Annotated in this window: 1 protein-coding gene; it reads right to left on the bottom strand. The window is 41.2% G+C overall.

The features are described from left to right. Positions 1 to 410, bottom strand: a 410-nt coding sequence (locus ACP3VS_RS24270) for a cation:dicarboxylate symporter family transporter (RefSeq protein ID WP_426390300.1), incomplete at both ends; no start/stop codon positions are given.

Raw genomic sequence — 410 nt, 5'->3', positions numbered from 1 at the left:
GCCATCACTAATGACGCTAATGAGTTACCAATTACGTTAACAACTGTACGTCCCATGTCAAGGATACGGTCAATACCAGCAATAAATGCTAGTCCTTCTAATGGAATGCCAACAGTACCTAAAGTGGCTAGCAGTACGACGAAGGATACCCCCGGAACACCTGCAATCCCTTTCGAAGTAACCATCAATACAAGCATTAACGTAATTTGTTCACCAATGCTAAGGTGAATACCGTACATTTGCGCAATAAATAATGCTGCAATCGCTTGATATAGCGTTGATCCGTCTAAGTTAAAGGAGTAACCGGTAGGTATAACAAAGGATACAATATCCTTCGGAGCCCCTAATTTCTCCATTTTTAACATAATACGCGGTAATACAGCTTCAGAACTTGCGGTTGAGAATGCTAA

The organism is Lysinibacillus sp. VIII_CA, assembly GCF_049943995.1.
GTDB lineage: Bacteria > Bacillota > Bacilli > Bacillales_A > Planococcaceae > Lysinibacillus > Lysinibacillus pinottii.
This window is presented reverse-complemented; position numbering and strand designations above follow the sequence as displayed.